Source organism: Streptomyces sp. NPDC006365 (assembly GCF_042870755.1).
In the GTDB taxonomy this organism is placed as follows: domain Bacteria; phylum Actinomycetota; class Actinomycetes; order Streptomycetales; family Streptomycetaceae; genus Streptomyces; species Streptomyces xiangluensis.
Map to the genome: position 1 here is coordinate 1 of NZ_JBIAHS010000016.1, position 22518 is coordinate 22518.

Consider the following 22518-nt stretch of genomic DNA (forward strand, 5'->3'; position numbering starts at 1 on the left):
ACAAGACGTCGCCATGCCTCCCTCAACCCGAGCGAAGCCATGCCTGACCAGCAGAAATCAAGGGATCAGGTTCGGTTGAGATACGGCTTCTAAGGCACTCACTTTCGCCCAGGCCGAGGCGGTGCTCAAGGCGGCCGAGGGAACCTCGATGCACGCGTACATCGTCGTAGCCCTGCTGACCGGTGCCCGCACGGAGGAACTGCGAGCCCTCACCTGGGACCACGTCTTCCTGAAGGGCCAGCCGGACGCCGACCCGCCGCAGCTTCCGCACATCGCGGTGTGGCGCTCGGTCCGGCGCGGTGGGGACACCAAGACCCGGAAGTCCCGGCGCACGCTCGCTCTGCCGGCACGTTGCGTCGATGTGCTCTGGCAGCAGTTCGAAGACCAGGGCTGGGATCGGCTCGCCGCTGGCGACAAGTGGGAGGAACACGGCCTGGTCTTCTCGTCGGCCGTGGGCAAGCCGCTCGACGCGACCAACGTCCGGCGAGCCTTCCGCCAGGCGCTCAAAGATGCCGAGGGCATCAACGCCGACGAGTGGACCCCGCGGGAGCTGCGGCACAGCTTCGTGTCGCTGCTCTCCGACAGAGGGGTGCCGCTGGAGGAGATCTCGCGCCTTGTCGGGCACTCCGGTACGGCCGTCACTGAGGAGGTCTACCGGAAGCAGATCCGACCTGTGATCCAGACCGGCGCGGTCGTCATGGATGGCATCTTCAACAAGGAATCAGATAGGCGACGATCGGCACCACCACAGATTTGATCGCTGCAATCGGGAAGGGGCCCAGCCTATAGGCTGGGCCCCTTCCCGATTGGTCAGGCGTGATCTGACGCATTGCAATGCAGGAGACGCTGCGTGACGAGCACCACCCAAGCGACATCCCAGCTGTGGCCGACCTGTGATCACGTGGCATGCAGGGGCATACATGTACCCGGCCACACGTCGTGCCTCGCCCACTTGGGCGAGCCTCATCGCAGCGCGTATCTAGACAGTCTGGTTCCTGGTTCCGACATCGATCACCGAGGTACCTCGTTCACAGAGGCGCTGCTGGACACCTTGCTGAATGCCCTCCGTGACTCTGTCACCGGCGAATGCCTTCTTGGTGCCGTCCGTTTCAACGACGCGCAATTCGGAGACGCTCTCTTTGAAGGAGTGACGTTCTCCGGGACAGCAAATTTCGACGGGGCGACATTCCATGGCAGCGCTGACTTCGCCGCGACGACCTTCTGCGAAAATGCTCGGTTCGTCGGCACAACGTGCAACGGTGACGCCGACTTCACTCAGACAACCTTCACCGGACACGCCTATTTTGGTGGGACAACCTTCCGCGGAAGCGCTCAATTCGCCGCGGCAACGTTCATCCTGGACGCCCTCTTCAACAGAGTGACGTTCGAGGGCAACGCTGGGTTCATGGAGGCAACCGTCCGTGGCACTGCGGACTTCAACCGGGCGATCTTTTCTCGTTACGCTGGCTTCGCCAGGGCGACCTTTGAGCATGCGGCCGGGTTCGAGGAGGCCAATTTCAGTGGCAGCACCATGTTCGACGTAGCGAGATTCAAAGGCGCAACGCGTTTCCACAGGGCCGTCTTTAGCGATGTCACCCGGTTCGACGGCGCCACGTTCACGGAGAGAGTCGACTTCATAGGGGCACACTTCGACGTAGTAACGAATTTCGGACCACTTGCATGTGGCGAGCACCTCGACCTGTCCGAGGCGATCTTTCCGGAGCCGGTAACCCTGGAGATAGCTGCACGTACCGTGCGTTGTACGCGAACCCGGTGGGAGTCAACGGCGACGCTGCGTCTGCGTTACGCATCCGTGGATCTGACCCAAGCAGTCTTGTCCTTCCCGATGGCTGTCGCATCTCACCCTGCCCCCTTTACATTTCGCAATGACCATGGAGAAGACCAGCCGTTGGATGAGTCCCTGCTAACGGGTCGCTCCATTCCTGTTCGGGTCACATCAGTCCAGGGTATGGACGCTGCTCACCTCGTACTAACCGACACGGACTTGACCGACTGTGTGTTCTTCGGTGCCTTTCACATCGACCAGATCCGCTTGGAAGGCCGCACCATATTTCGTCGGCCTCCTGCTGGCATTCACTCCGGCCCGATGTGGTGGACACGGCGGCGCACCCTTGCCGAGGAACACCATTGGCGCGCTGTGGCGGCTGACCAGCCGGTCCTGCCAATAGAACAACGGCCCTCGTCCCGAGCGTGGCGGACCGGCCCCTATCACCCTGATCCGGAGCGTTCTCCCGACCCGGAGGACGTGGCTGCCTTGTACCGGCAACTGCGCAAGGCGTTCGAGGACAGCAAGAACGAGCCGGGAGCGGCGGACTTCTACTACGGCGAGATGGAGATGCGTCGCCACGACCGCACGGGTACCTCGGCTGGCGAAAGGGGCCTGCTGTGGGCGTACTGGTTGCTATCCGGCTACGGATTGAGGGCTTCACGCGCGCTGGGCTGGCTCGCTCTCGCCCTGATAGCGACGATCATCCTGATGATGGGTTGGGGCCTGCCCGACTCGTCGCCGAAGCAGACCGCAACTGGCACCGTCCCGGCCGACGGCGGCCGCGTGGCCCTGGTGGTCGACAAGTCTGAACCCGACCTTACCTTGCCGCCTAGCCAGCGCTTCACTCCCGAGCGCTTCGACAAGGCGGTGCGGGTGGTCTTGAACAGTGTCGTATTCCGCTCTAGCGGCCAGGACCTCACTACAGTCGGCACCTATACCGAAATGATCAGCCGCTTCGCTGAACCCGTCCTCCTGGGCCTTGCCATCCTCGCCATGCGAGCCCGCATCAAACGCTGACCATGATCGGCGTGGAAGCCGGGGCACCTGCCATCGCGGGTGCCCCAAGATCGCGAATCGTAGTCACTCAGATAGTCACTCAGTAACGCTCAGAGGCCCCCTCCCGTCTGGGAGGGGGCCTCTGACCTTGTACTTCTCTGTCGGGGTGGCGGGATTTGAACCCACGACCTCTTCGTCCCGAATAAGGTCAGGGCAAGATCCATACCTCGCCAGCCGAGAGTACGTGCAGGTCAGAGCCTTGGTCTGAGCTGGTGTGGATCGGCCCCCGGATGGCGCTGGGAGAAGATCTTCTCCCAGATTTCTCCCAACGCCCGCCGGCCGTCCGTTCGGCAGGAAGCCCTCAAGGAGTCACCGCCAGGAGCGTCGGTTACTCCGAGGCGATCCGCGCATCGATCACAATGTCTGGCACCGCTGCGCCGTCAGTAATCGACAGGTCAACACCATCGATCACCGCGGCCACCGCGTCATACGCTCGCTGGTACACCGCGCGCTCGCCAGGGGTAGCAGCGACCATGGGCAGCGTGCCCCACAGCGTTCGCTCCGTAAGCTGTGCCAACTGCGGCCCGGTGAGCGATACGCGCAACATCTCCCGATCGTCGGTGCCCTCTTTAGCGGCCCCAGGAAACGCGACGGTGCTGAACTGGCTTCGAGCCTGGGTACGCAGCAGCCGCCACGTTAGGGCTGTGCACAGTAGATCGACCTTGGCTACGCCAGCAGCCTTCTCAAGACGCGCGCGGTGCTTCTTCGACCACTTCAGTGGGATGTTCCGTAAGGTCATGCCCTCTCCTCCCCTGGTGTCTGCAGACGCGCTCTACCCAACGGCGCGTTGTGCGACACGACCCCTTCGTCCCGAACGCGGTCTGGCCCCCTCGTGACCTTGCTTGGGGGCACTGACCTGCCCGTTTCGGCTCCGGCATTGTCCGTCTAGGTGCGGCCGCATCGTTTGGCCCCGAGTCGATGCCTTGGGCCCAAACAGTCAGGCGCTGTTGGTGTTCGCTCGTCGCCCGCCAGGCTGCGATGCGCGGAGTGTCTGGCGGGCGGTGAACGTTCTTCTCTGCGACCGCCGGCGGCGGCTCTGTCGGTCTGTACGCGGCGAATGGGCGCTCCGACGCGATCGGCGACAACCTTCGAGGACTGAGCCACAGACCGCTCGTGACGCGTAGCGACCGAAGCTGAGTACAACGGGTCATCACAGGCAAGACTCTTCATGACAGCGGATCGCACCGTTGCAAGGGCGGAGACCTTGCAGGCTCTTGCCCTCGAACCATAAAGCCAAATCGAGTTGCACCCTAGCCAGAAGAGTAGACTTGCTGTAAAATCCCAAAGTTCGACTTGGAATTGAGATCGCTTAGGGGGAAGTGTGAAAGTATCAAAAAATGCACTGCTACCCCAGCTTGATCGGCGGTCGGACTATTTTGATTACTTCGACGGCGCCCAAGATTCTCAAGTTCAGCAACTGCAAGACAAGAAACTAAAAGCTGGACTTCAAAAAACGTACGTACTCGAAACAGTCGACGGCGGGGCTCCTCAAGATAGGCCGTCAATAGAGGCTATTTTCGGGCGAAGCGACTTGCGTGCAATCCCGCTAGCGGATGATGAGGCTGGCTTCCAGATTCTCACCGGGACGGGAGAAAGTGTTGCGCTTCTCGAAGAGGTAGACTCGCGATATCTTGCGCTGTACACGTTGCTACCTTCTAGCGAGTCCGATAAATTGATCCGGGATGCAGTTTCGGGAAATCCCTTCTTGGATCATCTGTGGCTATCTTCTCAGAGCTTTCTAGCTCTGTGGAATCAGGTTTTGCGTAGCAACAGTGGAAAGCGGTACGGGAAGATCACGTTCGAGCATGAGTCGATTTATGAAGCGCCTGATGAAGAGGTAGCAGAATTCATCCCCGCTGAACGGCGAACGTCCCGTTTTACGATGGTCGACAAGCTAGAAGTGATGTCTGACCGTATGAGTCCTCTGCAACAGGAGTATGCTCCTCTTTCTTCCATCACTCAACTGAGGATTCCTGCGCAGGGCCGTGGAGGTCACGACCTTTACTACGACGGAAAGCTTACAAACCGTAGTAGCTCGTTCCAAGACCATCGTGCAACACTTCAAGGGGTTGTGGGTCTTTACCGCACATTGACGAGGCGAGTCGAGGAGCAGTTGTGGTTGTCTGCCAGCCGGACTCAGGGGTTGGCTGACGGTAATTTCGGCTCAGTAGCAGAGATCGTTTTCAGCAAGCGCCTCCCCGAGGACGTTTTCAAGCGCTGGGTCATCAGCATGTTCAACAACCGGCGTAATAGGTTCCGGATCACTGGATATCCGACGTGGCTAAGCGACACCAAGGTGCACGCGAATGCCATAGACCAGCATCTCTGGCAACCATTGGTCCTGGAACTGACTGTTGATCGAGTCATTGCTGTACTTCCGCACGGTACCTGCGGAAACTCTGTCAACAGGCTCGTTTCGAATATTCAACGCTTTATCGATCCCAAGGTTGCCGCCTATATTGGCGACCAGGAATATGGATCGCTCGTTGACAACGTGGCAGTTTGAGGCGCCAGGGGGGGAATTGATTACTCGTGATCCAGTCTTCCAGGTCAACGCGTGTCTCTGGTTGGTGGCAAAGCCGTCGCCAGCGAAGGACGGTCAACGTCCTTACTATGCTCTGGGTTATCGACTGAGGTCTCTTGGCGCTCCCTTGGCATTCAGGGCAGAGCTTCGCCCAAAGCTCGTCAAAACAAAGCTGGGTGCAAATCCCCCGGAGCCTGACGTCCTGATACATCATATTGCTTCAGGTGATCACATGGTCATCGAATGTAAGGCGTCGAGCTTCAGTTCGTCCTCTTCCACGGCTGGCCAAGCTCGAAAGCTGCTCATTGCCTGCGCAGATTCAGATTCTGCAGTCGGTGTCGAAGGGGAAGCTTTTGTTATTTACGTCATCCCGAGTGAAGACTCGCAACTTCAAATGCAGACTCTTGCAGAGCTAACGACCGAACTGAATTCCGAAGAGTTTGATACGGCTCCTTACGGAACGCTCGGGTTGCAGGTCGACGATGATGGACTGTGGGCTAATCTGTGGCTGAATGATGAATCCGACAAAGAGCATGTGGCTGGTGTTGTAGGGCGCATTCTGGTAGTGCCCCAGTCTGGTGGCGACTCGCGCCCGCTGTACTTCATCCCCTACGACCCTGCCGCAGCCGACAATCAGTCTCCAGAGGAATTGCGCCGCTGTCACAAGCTTCTTGTTGAAAGGTTCTACGTCGGAGCTGTACAGGAAATCGGTACGGCCGATGTTCCTGACTGTCTCGTTATTCGGGCTGATGATCTTTTGCGTAAAGCCACGTATGGAATCTCCGATAAGTGGGTTGCGAGAGAGCTGTCGACTCTCAAAGCTAGACTTATTCAAGGAATGGGGAAAGTTCTAAACAAGAAGTCCCTGAAGGGGAAAGTTGAGGCCACAAGTTCGCGAGTTGAGATCCGTTTGGGCAGTGAAGATGATAGGCAAGCCGCAATTGACCTCCTCCTAAAGGCCAACATGGAGCAGCTTGCCATCAACAACGCCTCACCACAGACCGAGATCGAAGCACCTAAGTAAGTAGGTGCCCACGCCGCACGTCACCGAGGCATGAACCCGGGTTTCTGCTCAGCGAGCGAGTGAAGCCGTGCGAGGTAATCCTGTGCTGACGGTTCGGAGCTGTACCGGCGCCGCATCTCGGCAGCGAGTTCTCGGCTGGTCATGATGAGCGACGGCACCGACTGTCGGTCCCCTTCGAGGGCCCGCTCCCCCATGATGAGTGCCTGCTCCAAGTCGCCCTCACGTGCCGCCGTGACGCCCAGCGTGACGCGAGCTTCAGCGTTACGCATCGGCGAGCGGTCGGTGCCGTCGAAGTCGGTTCCTACCCTCAGCACCTCGTCGGCGAGCGTGCGCGCGAGCTTGTCCTCACCGACCAGGCGGTAGCAGTCCATTGCGTAGAAGTCGAACTTGGCGGGGTCCACCACGAAGTGGTTGTCCAGGTTCTCGGGGTGCGGCATCCCTTCGAGCAGTCGCCGCCCCTTGTCCAAGGTGACCTCGACTTGCCGGCGGTCTCCAAGCCGCGCCCACGCCTTGGCTTCCTGGGCAGCGAGCTGCACGGCCACGCCGTGGTGCGCCGCCGTCTCGGCTCCGGCCTGCGCCGCCGCGATGACGCCGCGGTAGTCGCCGGTCGTGAGGGCGAACCATGCCCGCATCTCGTGCGCCCACCCGGCAACTTCCGCATGGTCAGCCTCGGTCGCGAGCGAGAGTGCAGCCTGTCGCGTCGACTCGGCCGCGTGGCGGTCGCCCGTGTCGTACTCGACACATCCGACCAGGAGCGCGAGCCAGCCGGACAACGCGAGAACCTCGCGGTGTTGCGCGAGCGTGAGGCTCTTCGTGTGAAGTTCGACGACACGGCGAAGCCACTGCCGCCCCTCGATGAGGAGTTGCTCGCTCGGCATGAACGGGTACTCCGAGGCGAGTCGGTCCGTCGTGATCCGCAGAGCGTCAAGCGTGGCGTTGTCGACGTCGGACCGGTTGAGACGGCTCACGATCTCCAGTGTTTCCATGCCGGACGCTGCCAAGATCTCCTTGTCTCCGTCCCGCCGTGAGGGCGCCGGGAAGAGCGCGTGCGTCACGGTGCCGAACGTGGCCGCGATGATCGGTTGGTAGAAGTCGTTCGGCATCTGGCCTGACTCCCAGCGCTTCCACTGGCGAATCATGCTGTCTTCTGCGGGCAGCTCCGTGGGAGCGTGCGCCCGCAGGGCCCTGACTGCGTCACGTTGCGACCAGTCGCGCGCCGTCCGTTCAGCCGCGATGCGCCGCGCCCATGCGGGCCTGTCGTCGGTCATGCGCCCTCCTCCGAGTGCCTACTCCGAGTCTCGCGCGCGAGCCGGGGGGACAGGGAAGGTGACAGGGGGGTGTCACTGGACATGTCCCCTCCTCCGCTCCGCCGTCCCCTGGCTGTCACTTACGTCACACCCTCCGTTACTCGCATGCTGGTTGCAGATCACGCACCACCCGGCGCGGAGCGGCTTTCGAGCGCTTCGAGCCTGCCACGGAGTTCCGAGACCTGGGAGGTGAGATGTTCGAGCTGACGCAGGACTTCGGGAAGGTCGACACCCGCGTCGGCGTCGCCGGCTTCGGTGGCTTCGGTGGCTTGCTGCGGATCGCGGGCGTAGCTGCCGCGGGACGTGGTCAGGATGAGCCCATCCTCACGCAGGATCGAGAGGGCACGCTGCACCGTCATTCCCGAGATCTTGAAGCGTGTAGCCAAGTCCCGCACGGAGCCCACATGGGCCCCCGGCTTGATGTCGCCACGCAAGATCTCTTGCCGCAGGATGTCGGCCGCCTGCTCGGACTCCGGTCTGGGGTCGTCTTTCGAGATTTCAGCGCTCATCACGCCATCGAGCGTACCCACCCCTAGTACGACCTAGCACGAATCTCCGCGGCCCTCTTGCATCATGGTACGTGCTAGTACATGCTGTTACGCATCAGCACGGCGAGCCCGCAAGGGCTTCGCCGGCTGTGTCTGCAAGTGCTTGACCTGCAAGACCGCACGACCAGGAGCCCCGCATCGGACGGGGGGAGGCGACCCGGCGCCTTGTCATTAACCGGAGGGCTTAGACCGAAAGGTCACGTCTCCATACGCCTACTTCGAGGCCGGACAGCTCTACCTGATACGGGAGCGCGGTCGCGATGAAGGAGACATGCACTACCGCCCCGATGGTCGTAGACCGGGTTCGACTCCTGGTCGGGGCACTTTCCCCTGCCGTGCTGCGGCTCGGGTTCTTCCGGAGTGGTCGCCGTCTCACCAAACGCCTGCGGCTCTCTGGCTCCGTGTCCCTCCCACTTCAGGAGCAGTCATGCGTACGTACATCGGACACCAACAGGCCATCTCTGCCGCGGACTTCGCGGAGTTGGCGCTCGGCACCCCGGTTGAGCTGTGGCTCGGGGTCGAGGGCGAGACGGACGAAGAGCGCGCGGCCCGCGAGGACGCTGCGCGCGACATCCTCGCCGACAACCCCGACCTTCCCGACGACCTGATCCGCATCGCCGCGCAGGTCATCGAGGAGAACCCGGACTTGTTCGACGTCATCCCCCTGACCCGCCCCGCCCGGCGCCGCCGCGCGGCACGCAAGGGGGTAGCGGCATGACCACCAACCCAGCTCCCGAGGCGCCTGCGTCCGGGGTGCCGCCGCTGACGAAGCCGGAGATGGGGCTCGCCGGAGTTGGCGCGCTCGCCGCGGCCGGCGTCGGCGCGCTCGGTCTGATCTCTTCCTTTGACGCCGTGTCGGCCGCCGCTGCCCGATGGGGCTTCCACGTTCCGTGGATGCTGCCGGTCGGGATCGACGTGGCCATCCCGGTGTTCACCGTCGCCAACCTGCTGTTGATCCGGATGGACATGGCGCTCGCGTGGGTGCGGTTCGTGCCGTGGGTGCTCACCCTGATCACCTGCGGGCTGAACATCGCCGCCGGACAGGGCATGTGGGCCAAGGTCGCCCACGGCACGATGCCGCTGCTGTGGGTGGTGTTCTCCGAGATCGGCGCGCACATCTACGCCGTGCGGATCGGCGCGGCCACTGGTCGGCGCATGGAGAAGATTCGGTTCTCTCGCTGGCTGTTGGCCTTCCCCTCCACCTTCGCGCTGTGGCGCCGCATGACGCTGTGGGAGGTCACCTCCTACTCCGAAGCGCTGGCACGAGAGAAGGAACGGCAGTTGGCCCGCGCGGACCTGCGCGAGCGCTACGGCCGCAAGTGGCGCTCGAAGACCCCGCGGCGCGAGCGCGTGATGCTGCGCATGGGCGACCTGGCCCCCGCTGCCGAGCAGGAGGCGCCGGCACCGCCCCCGGCGGACAATCCGCCGGCACCGGTCGACTCCAAGTCGCGCCCGCGTCGCCGGACACCCGGCAAGGGCAAGGCCAAGACACAGCGCACCTTCGAGGAGGCGCTGACCGAGGCGCGCACGGTCACCGCAGAGTGGACCGGGGCGGAGCTGACCGCGGACCGTCTGCGCACCACGCTGCACGTCTCGCAGGCCAACGCCCGAAAGCTCCGCGACCAGTTGAAGGCAGAGCGCGTCGACGGCCGTCCGCTGCACTCCGTGGACGACGCCGAGGGCGACGGCACGACGGCTGAGGCCGCCTGATGTTCGCCAAGTGCTTCGACCCGACCGGCGCGAGGCACGGACTGCCCACCTACCCGTGGCGCTGTGCCCCCGACGGACTCGCCACCAAACGGCAGTTACGGGCCCGCGGCTTACGACCCGGTGGGCAGTCCATCGCGGCGCAGATCATGCGCCCGCGCTACCGGCGCGGCCCACTGGTCGCCCACCTCTACCGCGTCGACCGCGCCAAGCCCGTCCGGCCGATGACGTCGGGCAAGTGGGCCGCGCTCGCCAAGGCGAACCGTGCCCGCCGCACTTGCCCCGCCTGCCGACAGGACGCCGGATACGTCATCCCCACGTCGCTCGGCATGTGCGTGCCCTGCGCCTACCCCGAGGAACAGCGCGCCGCCTGACCTGCACATCACGATCCGGCGGGGTCCGTCCGCCCACCTCCTACAGCGACGGCCGGACCCCGCCTTTCCTCCCATTGGAAGGGACTTCCAGTGAAGCACCCCGACGACGACAACGAACTGTTCAACCGACTGGAGGCGGAGATGAGCGCCGACTCCGGGGGCGAGGTAGTCGACCTCGACAAGGCGCGGTCGGCCCGTTCGGAGTCGGCCGACCCGACCGTCCGACCCGACTCCGACCCGTCGGCCGACTCCGAGACCGCGCGGTCGGGTGCTGAGTCGGGCGACCCGACCGCGCGAGTGATGGTCGACCTGCCGACCCCGACGGCCACCGGTCCGGGCTACCTCGGTCGGCTGCTCGGGGCACAGCGCCGTGCGGTCGTTCCCGAGTGGCTGCGGTCGGTGGCGGAGCTGCGGACCGCCACGGCGTGGGTGGCTCGCCACTACGCCCACGCCGCCGGGTATCACGCGCTGCGTGCCCCGGTCTACGCCGCCCGGCTCGCCCTGCAAGCCCCGACCGGCGCCGCCCGATTCGTGGGCGGCACCATGCGGTGGGTGGCCGATCGTGAGGGCGAGCCGGTCCGACTCGCCGCGGTCCGGCGTGAGGACGCTGCGGAGTACCTGAAGCTGTCGCGTCAGCGCGACGGACGGGTCCGACTGCGCACCCTCGTGGCCGTGCTCGCCATGTTCGTCGGGCTCGGCTCCGCGCTCGCCATCTACGTGCTCGCCCCCGACTGGCTTCAGGCGGTGTCGGTGAGCGCGGTCGTGATGGCGCTCGGGTTCGCCGGACGCCGCGCGGATGCCCCGGTCATCCACCGCGCGGTGGAACTGCCCAAGGCGGTCAAGCTCACCAGTGACATCGTGCTGCGGGCGCTGGGTGCTCTCGGCATCCCCGCCATCAACCAGGCGCAGGCCAAGGGGCGCGACGGGTTCGAGTTCACCGCCCCGATCACCCGTGATGGCCCCGGATGGCGCGCGGAGGGCAACCTCCCCTACGGCGTCACGGTGACCGACGTCATCGAGCGTCGCGACCGGCTCGCTTCCGGCCTGCGCCGCCCTCTCGGATGCGTGTGGCCCGAGGCGGTACCGGATGAGCACACCGGCCACCTCGTGCTGTGGGTCGGGGATCAGGACATGTCCCGCGCCAAACAGCCCAAGTGGCCGCTGCTCAAGTCGGGCTCGGTCGACCTGTTCAAGCCGGTCGCCTACGGCACCGACCAGCGCGGACGCTGGGTCGAAGCGACGCTGATGTACATCGCGGGCGTCATCGGCGCCATCCCGCGCATGGGCAAGACCTTCCTGCTCAGGCTGCTGCTGCTCATCGCCGCGCTGGACCCGCGCGCGGAGCTGCACACCTACGACATGAAGGGCACCGGCGACCTGGACCCGGTCGGCGACGCCGTCTCCCACCGCCATGCCGCGGGCGACGACGACGAGTCCATCGAGTACTGCCTGAACGACTTCCGGGCACTGCGCGAGGAACTGCGGCGCCGCACCAAGGTGATCCGCTCGCTTCCGCGGGATGTCTGCCCGGAGTCGAAGGTGACCAGCACCCTCGCCGACAAGCGCGCCCTGGGTCTGCACCCGATCGTGATCGGAGTGGATGAGTGCCAGGTGCTGTTCGAGCACCCCGAGCACGCCAAGGAGTTCGAGGAGATCGCAACCGACCTGGTCAAGCGCGGTCCGGCCACCGGCATCGTGCTGCTGCTCGCCACGCAGCGCCCGGACGCCAAGGCACTGCCCACCGGCATCAGCGCGAACGCGTCGGCGCGTTGGTGCCTGAAGGTCATGGGCCAGCTCGAAAACGACATGGTGCTCGGCACGTCCGCGTACAAGCGGGGCGTGCGGGCGACCATGTTCGCCTGGGGTGACAAGGGCATTCACTACTTCGTCGGTGAAGGCTCCGACGCCCGGATCGTGCGCGCCATCTACATCGACGGCCGCGCCGCCGAAGACGTCGGCGCCCGCGCCCGCCGTCTGCGGGAGGAAGCGGGCACGTTGTCCGGGCACGCGCTCGGGGAGGCACCCGAGCCGGTCACCAGCGCGTATGACCTGCTGCGCGACATCCTCGCCGTGGTGCCGGCCGATGAGCCCAAGGTGTGGTCCGAAACCGTCGTTGCCCGGCTCGCCGAGCTGCGCGAGGAGGTCTACGACGGCTGGGACCCCGAGGGACTGGCCGCAGCCCTGAAGCCGCACGGCGTCTCCACGATCCAGGTGGGCCGCCGCGTCAAGGGCAAGGTCGTCAACCGGCGCGGCATCGACCGCTCCCACATCGTCACGGTGATTGCGGAGCGTGACGGAAAGCGGGACGCGGGCTGAGGCTCCGGGGCCGCTAGCGCTAGCGGCACACCCCGCTAACGTTAGCGGCCCCGCTAGCGCCCCAAACCCGCTCTGATCAGGCCGCTAGCGGATAGCGGCCCACCTGCGGAAACCCCTGAAACCCGCCTGGAAGGGCCCGTCATGACCCCTGCCCTGCTCGCTATCACCCTGATTCTAGGCGTAACACTGTGTTACGTCGCCGTGTGCGCTGCCTCGCCGTTCGGTAACTGCCGCAAGTGCAACGGCTGGGGCTTCGCGATGAAGACCGACCGCAAGGGCCGCATGAAGCGCGGCAAGGACTGCCGCCGCTGCAAGGCCACCGGCAAGCGCATACGCGTCGGCCGCTGGCTCTACAACCGCTGGGCCCGTATCTACCGCGCCGGCACCGACACCCCCTGACCGGAAGGCTCCCGATGATCCTGAACATCTCCGCCGTGCTGCTGTTCGGCGCCGCGTCCGCACTCGCCGTCAAGACCAAGTCCGCCGGAGGCGGCGCGGCCATCGTGCTGTTCCTCTTCGGGTTCTTCGCCGCCGGGACCGGCGCGTACGAGCCCATCCACAACCTCGTGCAGGCGTCCGCCGACGCCCTGTCCGCCCTCGGGAACTGAAGGAGGCTCGCTGTGCACGAGCACGCCAACCTCGTACCCGGCCGTCGTGAGGCGACCGTGGAAGTCCACCGGCCCACTCCGCTCGCCCCGGTGCCCTCGGCGCCGGTCGTACCGGTGCAGCCGGACGCCATCCCGTCGGTGACGAGCGTCGTCCTGCCGGACGGCCGCGTCGTCACCGGCTACGCCATCGAGCCCGCCAAGCCCGAACCGGTCGCGGCCAAGCCCGCCGTCTCCCGTACGGCGGTGAACATCGCCCTCGGCGGCATCGGGTTCGGTGCGGTGTGCGGTGGGCTGTTCCTGCTGACCGCGTTCATCACCGCGCTGACCGCGCTGATCACTCAGCTCATCACCCTCGCTGCCGTCATCTTCGGCGGCTGGGTCGCCGTGCAGGTCCTCAGCGCGAGCGGCCACCGCAGTGGGACCACGGTCAACATCCGCAAGGCCGTCTTCAAGCGCAACCACTTCAACGGCTGAACAGCCAGGCAGGAGAGCCATGTTCGAGATCCGCGTTATCTGCGACCCGGCCGACACGGGGCGCGTCACCTCCGCACTGAGCGGCATGTTCGCCACCGGCGCCGTACGCCAGTACCCCACCCGCGACGGCGAGCGCACCCGCCTGTACGTCACAGCCGACCACCGCCCCGAGTTGGGCCCGTGGCCGACGCCGGAAGAGGCGTACGCACTCGCTCCGAGCATGGTCAGTGAGATCGGATGGACCGCTCAGACGGCCGCTGACAAGCCGTTCGGTGAGGACCTTGACCGGGAGTACTGGCTTCGTAAGGCCGCGCTGCTGGACCGCATCGCACTCCAGGGTGAGGCCGACGGGTTCCACGGCGACGCGTGCGAGGTGGCCACGGAGGCGGCCCGCCGACTGATCGAGCGCGACCGGGACGGCGAGGGCGACTACCACGGCGCGCCGTACTGGCCGGACCACCCAGCGAGCGCCGCGGACCCGCGCGCCTACGTCCGCCAGGAATACACCCACTGGGCCAAGCACCACTAGCTACGCCCGAGGCGGGCGCCGTCTCACCACAAGCCTGCGCCCGCCCCGGTTCTCCTGTCCCTCCAACAGAACAAGGAGACCTCCAGCATGACCCAACGTCGTGCATTCGGCGAGGGCCATCCGGCCCATGCCACCCCGATGGGGCGTGGCCGACTCCGGCCGCGCCTGCTGGATCTGTTCTCGTGCGCCGGCGGCGCCGCCATGGGCTATGCCCGTGCCGGATTTGTCGTGGACGGTGTCGACATCGCCGACCGGCCGAACTACCCCTTCCCGCGCCACCGGGGCGACGCGCTCGAACGGCTTGCCGCGCTCATCCTCTCCGGAGACATCGAGCGGTACGCGCTCGTTCACGCCTCCCCTCCGTGCCAGGACAAGTGCGCCTTGACCGTGGGCACCAACCGGTCCCAGGGGTGGGGCGGAACCCACGAAGATCTCGTGGCGCCCACCCGAGACCTGCTCGACAAAACCGGTCTTGCGTACGTCATCGAGCAGCCCAACGGCCGCGCCGAGATCCGCAAAGACCTCACGCTGTGCGGCGAGATGTTCGGGCTCCGGGTGATCCGGCACCGCAACTTCGAGTTGGGCGGCTGGACCGTCGAGCAGCCGGCGCACGTCCCGCACCGCGGGCGGGTGCGCGGCTACCGGCACGGCCGCTTCTACGACGGTCCGTACGTGGCCGCGTACGGCAACGGCGGGGGCAAGCCGTCCATCCAGGAGCTTCAGGCCGCTATGGGCATCACGTGGACCGACGTGCGCGAGGAACTGACCGAGGCCATCCCGCCCGCCTACACGGAGTGGATCGGACACGCCTTCATCGCCTCCAACATGCGGGGGGTGGCGGCATGAACCGACACCTCCTGTACGCCGCGCTGGACGCTGCGGAGCGAGGATGGGCTGTCTTCCCGCTCCGTCCCGGCGACAAGCGTCCGGCCCTGCACGGTGAAGACGTCTGCCCCGGCATCGGGGACTGCGCGGCCGGTCACCGCAAGTGGGAAGAGCGCGCCACCATCGACCCGGACCGCATCCGCCGTGCGTGGGGCGAGCTGCCGTTCAATGTCGGCATCGCGACCGGCCCGTCCGGGCTGGTCGTTGTGGACCTCGACTTGCCCAAGCGCAAGACGAAGGGCGGTACGGACACGCCTAACGGCGTGACGACCTTCACGGCGCTCTGCGAGCGCGCCGGGTACGCCGTGCCCACGACCCGCATGGTGCGGACGGCGAGCGGCGGGGTTCACCTGTACTTCACCGCCCCGCCCGGCGTGCAGCTCGGCAACACGGCCGGCCGGCTCGGCAAGCGCATCGATACCCGCGCGTGGGGCGGCTACGTCGTCGCTCCCGGCAGCCTCACCCCCACGGGCGCCTACGCGGTCCTCAATGACATGCCGCCCGCGCCGCTGCCGGAATGGCTGTATGCCCGCCTGACGGTCCGTCAGGTTTCGCGGGCGCTAACGGCCGCACCGTCAGCCGTACGGGCGTCCAGCTACGCGGCAGCGGGCCTGAACGCGGAAACCGCGTCCGTACGGCAGGCACCGGAGGGCGAACGCAACGCCACGCTGCTGCGGGCGGCGCGAGCCCTCGGGCGGTTCATCGCGTGGGGCGACCTCCCCAGGGAGGAGGTGGAGGAGGCTCTTCAGTGGGCGGGGGAGCAGGCCGGTCTGTCGCCGCGGTCGTGTGAGGCGACCATTCGCAGCGGTCTGAACTGGTCGATTGCCCGCAACGGTCAGCGGAGGGCGGCATGAGCGCCCCGCCCCGCCCTCCACTGAAGAGCCTCCCCGCCACCCCGACCGGCCCGCGTGCCGCCGCACAAGCGGTGCCCGGTCCGGCCGTGGGCGAGCCGATAGGCGCCGCCCGCAAGGGCGTCCCTTCTGCTCTTCGTCCTGACCCGCACTCCGGCGACGGCCGTTACCCCGTCGCGTGGCTGCACATCGCCGCACCGCGCGGTGCCGTGCCTACGGCCACCTCGAAGTGTGCGTGTGGCTGGGACTGCAGCGCCGTTGGCCGCGCTCGCGTGCTGGCCCTGATCGACGACCACACCGCCCACCGGGACGTGTGCCCGCTCCGCACCAACCAGGAAAGGAGGCAGGCGGCATGAGCACCAACCCGCCGGCACCCGCCATGGACGGCTCCGCACTGCTCGATGACGTGGAAGCCTTCCACCGCCGCTTCAACATCTTCCCCCTCGAAGCCGCGTACGTCGCCGTGGCGTTGTGGGACGCGCACGCGCACCTGCTCGACTGCTTCGACTCCACACCGCGGCTCGCGTTCCTGTCGCCGGAGCCGGGTTCGGGCAAGTCCCGTGCGCTGGAGATCGTGGAAACCCTCGTGCCGCAACCGATGGTCGCGGTCAACGCGTCCGCTTCCGCGCTCTTCCGTGCGGTGTCCGGGATGGAGGGACGGCCCACGATCCTGTTCGACGAGATCGATACCGTCTTCGGGCCCAAGGCCGGAGAGAACGAACAGCTCCGCGGCTTCCTGAACGCAGGTCACCGACGCTCCGGCGTCATGTGGCGCTGCGTGGGCGACGGCTCCAACCAGCAGGTACAGGAGTTCCCGTCGTTCTGCGGGGTCGCGGTCGCCGGGCTCGGCTCACTGCCGGACACGATCCTCACCCGCTCGGTCATCGTCCGCATGCGCCGCCGAGCGCCGAACGAGCGGGTGGAGCCGTTCCGGCAGCGCATCCACGAGAAGGAAGGCCACGCGCTGCGTGACCGGCTCGCCACCTGGGCACAGTCCGTGCGCCACCTGGTCGACGGGGTGTTCCCGGCACTGCCGGAGGGCATCAGCGACCGGCCCGCGGACGTGTGGGAACCCCTGCTCGCAATCGCGGACGCGGCGGGCGGCGCGTGGCCGGAGCGTGCCCGCGCCGCCTGCATCGAGCTGGTGAACGCGGCCAAGCTTGGAGACAAGGGCAGCATCGGTATCCGCCTGCTGACGGATCTGCGCGACTACGTGTTCAACGGCATCGACCGCTTGCCCACCGTCGCCATCCTCGACCGGCTGCACAGCCTCGAAGAGGCACCGTGGGCGGACATGAGCGGAAAGCCCCTCGATGCCCGCGGGCTGTCGCGGATGCTGCGCGAGTACATGACCGCGGACAACACCCCCATCGCGGCCCGCAACATCAAGGCAGGCGGCAGCGTCATGAAGGGCTACTACGCGACGGACCTACACGACGCGTGGCAGCGCTACTGCCCACCCCCCGCGGAAAGTGCGCTACCTCCGCTACCTCCGCTACCGGGCAGCTCAGAGGCGGTTTCCGGGTAGCGGCAAGCCGCTCCGCATCCGCTACCGCAACGCCCCATCCGCTACCCGCCCCGCGGCCACGATCGCGGAGCCGGTAGCGGCTCCACCCGCTACCCGCGCCCCTATCCGCTACCTCGATCATGCCCCTGACCAGGGCGGTAGCGGAGGTAGCGGAAGTAGCGGACCTGAGAGGAAGAGGAGCCATGAACTCGGGTGAGACGAACTCCGCCCTTCCCAAGTCCTACTCGGCCGCGGAGGTAGCCGAGGCGCTCGACTGCTCCGAGTGGTGGGTGAAGGAGCAGGCACGGCGGCGCCGTATCCCGTTCCTCCGGAGCGGGAGCGGCTACCGCTTTACCCGGAGCCACGTAGAGGAGATCTTCCAGATCCTTGAGGAACGTCCCGATCCGGTGAACATGCCGGAGAGCAGCGCCGCTTCGACCCCTCGGCGCACGTTCGCCCCCTTCGACGTACCCGCGGTACAGCTCAGGGCGCGGCGCCCACGGCGCGCTAGGAATGCCGTCTGACAACAGGAAAACCATGGCGGGCGAGAGCTGAACACCGGCTCTCGCCCGCCTCTTTGTGATGAGAGGGAGCATGGGGTTCGTCGAGAACCGAGGCACGTATTGGCGTGGCCGCTACAAGATCTCACCGGGTAAGTACGGCACCGTGGCTGACGAGTACGGCAACGTTATTCGCTTCCGCACGAAGCGCGAAGCCAAGAAAGCCGCTGACGCCGAAGAGGCCAAGGTGGAGAGCGGCAAGTGGAAGGACCCGGCGGCGGGACAGATCACCTTTGGCGCGTACGCCTCACGGTGGTACGCGGCGCAGGACCTGGCTGCCTCCACGATGCAGAACTACCGGCGTCACCTGGAAGAGCACCTCCTTCCCGAGTTCGAGGACTGTCCACTTGCCGCGATCCAACGCATGGATGTCGACGCCTGGGAGAAGAAGGAAAAGGCGCTCTATGCCGCATCGAGCGTGAAGACATGGCGCGGCACGCTCCACCTGGTCCTCGAAGACGCGGTGGACGAGGAACTCATCAGCTCCAACCCCGCCACCAAGCGACGCGGCAGAGGGAAGCGCGCAGGCCGTTCTCGTGACCGAGGGCCGGAAAAGGTCATCACGGATCCGCTCGGCATCCTGCTGTGCGCCGAGCGCGCCTCCCTTCTCTCTGGGCGCGATGACGAGTTCGTAGCCTTTGTCACCAAGGGCTACACGGGCATGCGGTGGGCCGAAATCGTGGGCTTGGAGACGGAGTTCATCCGCCCCTCAGCCGTTCGCGTGGAATGGCAGCTCTACGAACTCGACTCTGGAGAGTTCGAGCGCTGCCCGCCCAAGGACGACAGCTACCGCACCATCGACGCTCCCGCGTGGCTCGCTCGTCTGTGGACCGGCCACATAGCCCGTACGCAGCCGAAGCCCTGCACCTGCCACGGCAAGACGTACGTGTTCCGAGGACAGGGCGTGTCCCGCACAGGGGAGACCGGCGCGAAGGTGGTGGACGTGGCGAGACGTGCCGGCGTCTCCACCGGCACGGTGTCCAACGTCCTCAACCGGCCGGACGCCGTAGCCGAAGCCACCAGGGCGCGCGTGCGGGAGGCCATTGAGGCTCTCGGGTTCATCCGGGGCGGAGGCGCCGTCGACCAAGCGGAGCACTGGCGCCGGAACGGGTTCGCCACGTGGCTCTTCACGCCAGCCGCTTCCGGCTGGTACCCGAAGAAGGCGCCGCAAGAGGCGCGGCCCGTGCCCGTTCTCGCCCATCCCTGGCCCGGTGTGCCAGCGCGGGGGAGGGGCGCCCGCACGCGTGCGGATGCCTGCTGGGTTCCGATCGCGAAGGGGCTCACCCCCCACGGATTGCGGCACACGCACAAGACGCGCATGGAGGGCTTCCGCACCCCGCCTAAGCTCATGAATGAACGCATGGGGCACATCGACGGATCGGTACAGGCGCGCTACTCCCACGTCACTCGGGAGATGCGAGAGGAGCTGATAGCGGACCTCACCGCCGAGTGGGAGGCGTCCCTTGATGCTCGACTGGCACTGTGTTCCACGTCACCGGTTGCCGTGCTCAACGATCTCTTGCAGGCGCGTCTTAGTTCGCATGCGGAGCGCAGCCACTAGCCCAATTCAAGATCCACCTGCGTGAAGGGGGTGCCTGTCGCGATAGTGGGTGCCCCCTGGCCAGGTGCTTTCTTGGGAAAATGATGGTCACTCCGTTCGGGAGCGACGAAGCTGAGCCGGTAACTAAGCAAACTCGAAGTATCACTCTTTGTGAGTGAAGCCTAGAGCTGAGGCCCTGCGAACTTCCATTCGTCGGGGTAGGCGTCAGCAACGCCCTCGAAGCTGCGCGCAACCTGGGCAGCAGCTTCCGCGTCCGCGTCGTCGGTCAGGATGGCAACCATATGGTCGGGCAGTTCGTCGCGTGGCGGCAGGACATCTTCAGCGCCCGCATTGCGCAGCTGACCTGCGATGCGCTGCCAGTCGGCACCGGATTCAAGATCCACGACAACCCGTATGGACACGCCCATTTCCCTTCCGACGAACTACACCGCATACGCGGCGCACGTTTTGGGGAACGTACCTTAGGGTGCCCAGTTTAGTCACGCTGAAATCTGATTACGGTACTGCAGCCTGTGCGTCGATGATCCCGGAGCCGTACTGGTGATTCGGGACCGTTCCCGAAGGGTTGCCGAGGAGCGGTCGTGCGGTATCCCGGATGACCTGACTCATGGACGATGCCGTCAATCCGGGGTTGCGCGAGAGAACCAGCGCGGCAAGACCAGCGACGTGGGGAGACGCCATCGAGGTGCCGTCCAAAGATGCGTAGAGCCTGTCCCCCCAGTAGGTGCTCATGATGTCGACCCCTGGGGCGCACACGCTGATGTGCGGTCCTACGTTTGAGAACGCAGCCTTCTGATCGTCCTCCGTTGTTGCTCCGACAGCTATGACGCCAGGAAATGCGGCCGGATAACTAGGAGTTGACGTATTGTCATTTCCCATGGCTGCGATCACCGCTACGTCGTGATTGATGGCGTACTCGATCGCTCGACGCTCTACGGATGTTGCACGGTAACCACCAAGGCTCAAGTTGATGACGCGTACTCCTTGGTCGACGGCCCATCGGATTCCTGCTGCGATGTCTGCTGCACTTCCAACACCGCTTACGCGATTAGTGATGCGGTTTCGAATACGGGCAAGTACCCGCACTGGGCGCAGCGTACATGTCCATGTCATGCCAGCGACGCCGGCGCTTTCGTTAGGTCGGCAGCAGATGACACCCGCCACGTGTGTGCCGTGTCCAACCTCATCCTGGGGCGAGCTATCCAAGCCCATGAAATCGCCCTCAAAGACCCATCCGGGTGGCGCGGTTGGCTGCGGGCCAAGGTCCACCAAGTCCTTGCCGTCGATGAGTGCTGGCGACAAGTCAGGGTGAGAGAGGTGGACCCCCGTGTCGACTACGGCCACGGTGACGCCCCGTTCACCAACGGACCTCTTCCAAGCGTCAGGGCACTTGGTTCTTACGATGCCCCACGGGAGTGCGTCGTGTGCTTGGCCAGCTGTTTGGATCTCGCGCCAGCGGTTAGGCTCGGCGAGTTCCACTTCGTCGAGCGCGCCAAGCATGCCAACCGCTTCGTTGATCGGCACCTCAGGCTTATACCGGATGCGGTAGTCAGCTGAGAGGGAACTGGCGGGCTTTGCGAACGCCATGGTCCCAGCTGGCTGTGTAGGCGCTGGCGGGTGAAGGTGTGTCACTGATTGAGCACCGAGCGCTTCGAGCGTTGGGGCTAGTGCAGGAATGCCGAAATCAGTCGCAGTGGAGAAGGTGCCGTGAAGTGGCCCACTGGGAACCGGAATTGACTCGTCACTCATAGCCTGCGTTTGCAGATGGACGAGTGCTTCACCTCTGATTCGATCATCTTGCTCGAAGAAGATGCTGAACCGAGCCCCTTGCGTGGCTTCTCCGGGGTGTTCCGCGGATGTCATAGCCAGCTTCCTTGCAACCCTGTGGACGGTGTGCGGGTTTAACCCACACGGTGACCTGTGAGGTGGGCAGTGCCACTCTCGAGTGACCTCGACGAGGGAAGTCCGAACCTGATGCCTCTCTTCTGAAATTCATCTTAGATGAGTCTCGTGTGTCCTTCATGTCGAGAATCCTCTAAAGCCTCGGGAATTACCCAGGGTGAGGCTATTTGCCTACATTTCAGCGCGTGGTCACGTAGGGTCAATAATTGACCGTTTAATTTCTAGGCTGGGGTGCTGAGGGCTCCTCAGCATCTTTAACGCCGTCAGATGGGCTGGAGGGCACAGCCGATGGCGTAGATCTCTCACGGTGCTTGAAGAGTTCCGAATGTCTGCCGAGGCGAGGGTGTTGCTGACGGGAGCTCGGCTCTTTCATGCTGCGAGGCGCTGTTGCTCCGCGGCACCGATGGACAGCGTGGCGAGCGGATCGACTACATGGCAATCTCGCGGGCAGAGGGGTCATCCCAATATCTTCGCCATCTGGTCGAGGGCACGCGGTGCGTGCCCGGTCCCGAACTGCGGCTGCTGCGTCTGGGCTCGGCTCAGCGTCCCGATGTCTGGGACCTAGGGGAGGGGCGACACGGTTGGAGGGAGAGCCGGGCCCGTTCGCGGGTGGAGCTTGTCACGGCGCCAAGGCGACGACCCTGGCCGCTACGGGGGGTGGTCCGAGCGCTGACTAATGGCCCCAGCATCGCCTCGTGTCCGCGCATGCCGCGCAGCGGTGTCACCCCAGGAGATTCCAAGATCTTCTCCCAGATTTCTCCCAAACGATCTCCAGAAACCTGTCAGGGGCCTGATCCACTCACTGGATCAGGCCCCTGACCTGGTACTTCACTGTCGGGGTGGCGGGATTTGAACCCACGACCTCTTCGTCCCGAACGAAGCGCGCTGCCAAGCTGCGCTACACCCCGGTGTCGCTTTGAGCAGGCCACTTCAAGTGGGCTGCGTCGTGGCGACGTCGTTTACTTTAGCCCACCGGTGGCTGGAGGCGAAATCCGG

General features: G+C 65.3%; 22 protein-coding genes, 1 tRNA gene and 1 pseudogene. 18 read left to right on the top strand and 6 right to left on the bottom strand.

Features of this window, described 5'->3' with window-relative positions:
- Positions 1 to 88: 88 nt before the first annotated feature.
- Positions 89 to 757, top strand: a pseudogene (locus ACFYO0_RS33325) (tyrosine-type recombinase/integrase); the annotation flags it as partial.
- Between the two features lie 195 nt (positions 758 to 952).
- On the top strand, positions 953 to 2806 hold the full coding sequence (locus ACFYO0_RS33330; RefSeq protein WP_388683610.1) for a pentapeptide repeat-containing protein: 1854 nt from the start codon (positions 953 to 955) through the stop codon (positions 2804 to 2806).
- A 367-nt stretch (positions 2807 to 3173) separates the two neighbouring features.
- Here the strand turns inward: ACFYO0_RS33330 and ACFYO0_RS33335 are convergent, their stop codons facing one another.
- Complete coding sequence (locus ACFYO0_RS33335) at positions 3174 to 3584, bottom strand: hypothetical protein (protein WP_388683612.1); 411 nt, start codon at positions 3582 to 3584, stop codon at positions 3174 to 3176.
- Positions 3585 to 4166: 582 nt separating this feature from the next.
- On the opposite strand from ACFYO0_RS33335, the gene ACFYO0_RS33340 reads away from it, so the two are divergent.
- Positions 4167 to 5351: a hypothetical protein gene (locus tag ACFYO0_RS33340; RefSeq protein WP_388683614.1), complete on the top strand. Its 1185-nt coding sequence runs from the start codon at positions 4167 to 4169 to the stop codon at positions 5349 to 5351.
- Between the two features lie 250 nt (positions 5352 to 5601).
- Entirely contained in the window at positions 5602 to 6393 is a 792-nt protein-coding gene (locus tag ACFYO0_RS33345) for a hypothetical protein (RefSeq protein WP_388683615.1), read from the top strand.
- Positions 6394 to 6413: 20 nt separating this feature from the next.
- Here ACFYO0_RS33345 and ACFYO0_RS33350 read toward each other — a convergent pair whose 3' ends face one another.
- Together ACFYO0_RS33350 and ACFYO0_RS33355 are read right to left on the bottom strand one after the other, a co-directional pair.
- A complete protein-coding gene (locus ACFYO0_RS33350; protein ID WP_388683617.1) occupies positions 6414 to 7661 on the bottom strand; it encodes an XRE family transcriptional regulator in 1248 nt (415 codons plus the stop codon).
- 158 nt (positions 7662 to 7819) lie between these two features.
- Entirely contained in the window at positions 7820 to 8209 is a 390-nt protein-coding gene (locus tag ACFYO0_RS33355) for a GntR family transcriptional regulator (RefSeq protein ID WP_388683620.1), read from the bottom strand.
- A gap of 466 nt (positions 8210 to 8675) precedes the next feature.
- Between ACFYO0_RS33355 and ACFYO0_RS33360 the strand changes: the two genes are divergently transcribed.
- The 14 genes from ACFYO0_RS33360 to ACFYO0_RS33425 all read left to right on the top strand — a co-directional run bounded on the left by ACFYO0_RS33360 (position 8676) and on the right by ACFYO0_RS33425 (position 19620).
- On the top strand, positions 8676 to 8966 hold the full coding sequence (locus ACFYO0_RS33360; protein WP_046707695.1) for a hypothetical protein: 291 nt from the start codon (positions 8676 to 8678) through the stop codon (positions 8964 to 8966).
- Positions 8963 to 9958 (top strand): DUF2637 domain-containing protein, encoded by a 996-nt coding sequence (locus ACFYO0_RS33365; RefSeq protein ID WP_388683622.1) that lies wholly within the window; start codon positions 8963 to 8965, stop codon positions 9956 to 9958. The genes ACFYO0_RS33360 and ACFYO0_RS33365 overlap by 4 nt, the downstream gene beginning before the upstream one ends.
- A complete protein-coding gene (locus tag ACFYO0_RS33370; RefSeq protein WP_388683624.1) occupies positions 9958 to 10329 on the top strand; it encodes an RRQRL motif-containing zinc-binding protein in 372 nt (123 codons plus the stop codon). Before ACFYO0_RS33365 ends, ACFYO0_RS33370 begins: the two co-directional genes overlap by 1 nt.
- 90 nt (positions 10330 to 10419) lie before the next feature.
- On the top strand, positions 10420 to 12645 hold the full coding sequence (locus ACFYO0_RS33375) for a cell division protein FtsK (protein WP_388683627.1): 2226 nt from the start codon (positions 10420 to 10422) through the stop codon (positions 12643 to 12645).
- Positions 12646 to 12786: 141 nt separating this feature from the next.
- Positions 12787 to 13044 carry a hypothetical protein gene (locus ACFYO0_RS33380; protein WP_388683629.1) on the top strand — a complete coding sequence of 86 codons (258 nt, stop codon included), beginning with the start codon at positions 12787 to 12789 and terminating at the stop codon, positions 13042 to 13044.
- Positions 13045 to 13058: 14 nt separating this feature from the next.
- Positions 13059 to 13253: a hypothetical protein gene (locus ACFYO0_RS33385; protein WP_073492950.1), complete on the top strand. Its 195-nt coding sequence runs from the start codon at positions 13059 to 13061 to the stop codon at positions 13251 to 13253.
- 12 nt (positions 13254 to 13265) lie between these two features.
- Positions 13266 to 13727, top strand: a complete 462-nt coding sequence (locus ACFYO0_RS33390; RefSeq protein WP_388683632.1) for a hypothetical protein — start codon at positions 13266 to 13268, stop codon at positions 13725 to 13727.
- Between the two features lie 19 nt (positions 13728 to 13746).
- Positions 13747 to 14256: a hypothetical protein gene (locus tag ACFYO0_RS33395; RefSeq protein WP_388683635.1), complete on the top strand. Its 510-nt coding sequence runs from the start codon at positions 13747 to 13749 to the stop codon at positions 14254 to 14256.
- A 138-nt stretch (positions 14257 to 14394) separates the two neighbouring features.
- Positions 14395 to 15102: a DNA methylase gene (locus tag ACFYO0_RS33400; protein ID WP_388683971.1), complete on the top strand. Its 708-nt coding sequence runs from the start codon at positions 14395 to 14397 to the stop codon at positions 15100 to 15102.
- The gene (locus tag ACFYO0_RS33405) at positions 15099 to 15995 is read left to right on the top strand and encodes a bifunctional DNA primase/polymerase (protein ID WP_388683637.1); all 897 of its coding nucleotides are present in this window, start codon (positions 15099 to 15101) and stop codon (positions 15993 to 15995) included. Before ACFYO0_RS33400 ends, ACFYO0_RS33405 begins: the two co-directional genes overlap by 4 nt.
- Complete coding sequence (locus ACFYO0_RS33410) at positions 15992 to 16348, top strand: hypothetical protein (RefSeq protein ID WP_388683639.1); 357 nt, start codon at positions 15992 to 15994, stop codon at positions 16346 to 16348. The genes ACFYO0_RS33405 and ACFYO0_RS33410 overlap by 4 nt, the downstream gene beginning before the upstream one ends.
- On the top strand, positions 16345 to 17520 hold the full coding sequence (locus ACFYO0_RS33415; protein ID WP_388683641.1) for a DUF3631 domain-containing protein: 1176 nt from the start codon (positions 16345 to 16347) through the stop codon (positions 17518 to 17520). The genes ACFYO0_RS33410 and ACFYO0_RS33415 overlap by 4 nt, the downstream gene beginning before the upstream one ends.
- A 182-nt stretch (positions 17521 to 17702) precedes the next feature.
- Complete coding sequence (locus tag ACFYO0_RS33420; protein ID WP_388683643.1) at positions 17703 to 18023, top strand: helix-turn-helix domain-containing protein; 321 nt, start codon at positions 17703 to 17705, stop codon at positions 18021 to 18023.
- A 70-nt stretch (positions 18024 to 18093) separates the two neighbouring features.
- Positions 18094 to 19620 (top strand): LacI family DNA-binding transcriptional regulator, encoded by a 1527-nt coding sequence (locus tag ACFYO0_RS33425; protein WP_388683646.1) that lies wholly within the window; start codon positions 18094 to 18096, stop codon positions 19618 to 19620.
- A gap of 161 nt (positions 19621 to 19781) precedes the next feature.
- Here the strand turns inward: ACFYO0_RS33425 and ACFYO0_RS33430 are convergent, their stop codons facing one another.
- The 3 genes from ACFYO0_RS33430 to ACFYO0_RS33440 all read right to left on the bottom strand — a co-directional run bounded on the left by ACFYO0_RS33430 (position 19782) and on the right by ACFYO0_RS33440 (position 22430).
- Positions 19782 to 20003 (bottom strand): hypothetical protein, encoded by a 222-nt coding sequence (locus ACFYO0_RS33430; RefSeq protein ID WP_388683649.1) that lies wholly within the window; start codon positions 20001 to 20003, stop codon positions 19782 to 19784.
- 112 nt (positions 20004 to 20115) lie between these two features.
- Positions 20116 to 21207: a S8 family serine peptidase gene (locus ACFYO0_RS33435; RefSeq protein ID WP_388683651.1), complete on the bottom strand. Its 1092-nt coding sequence runs from the start codon at positions 21205 to 21207 to the stop codon at positions 20116 to 20118.
- A 1149-nt stretch (positions 21208 to 22356) separates the two neighbouring features.
- A tRNA-Pro gene (locus ACFYO0_RS33440) sits at positions 22357 to 22430 on the bottom strand.
- Positions 22431 to 22518 lie beyond the last annotated feature (88 nt).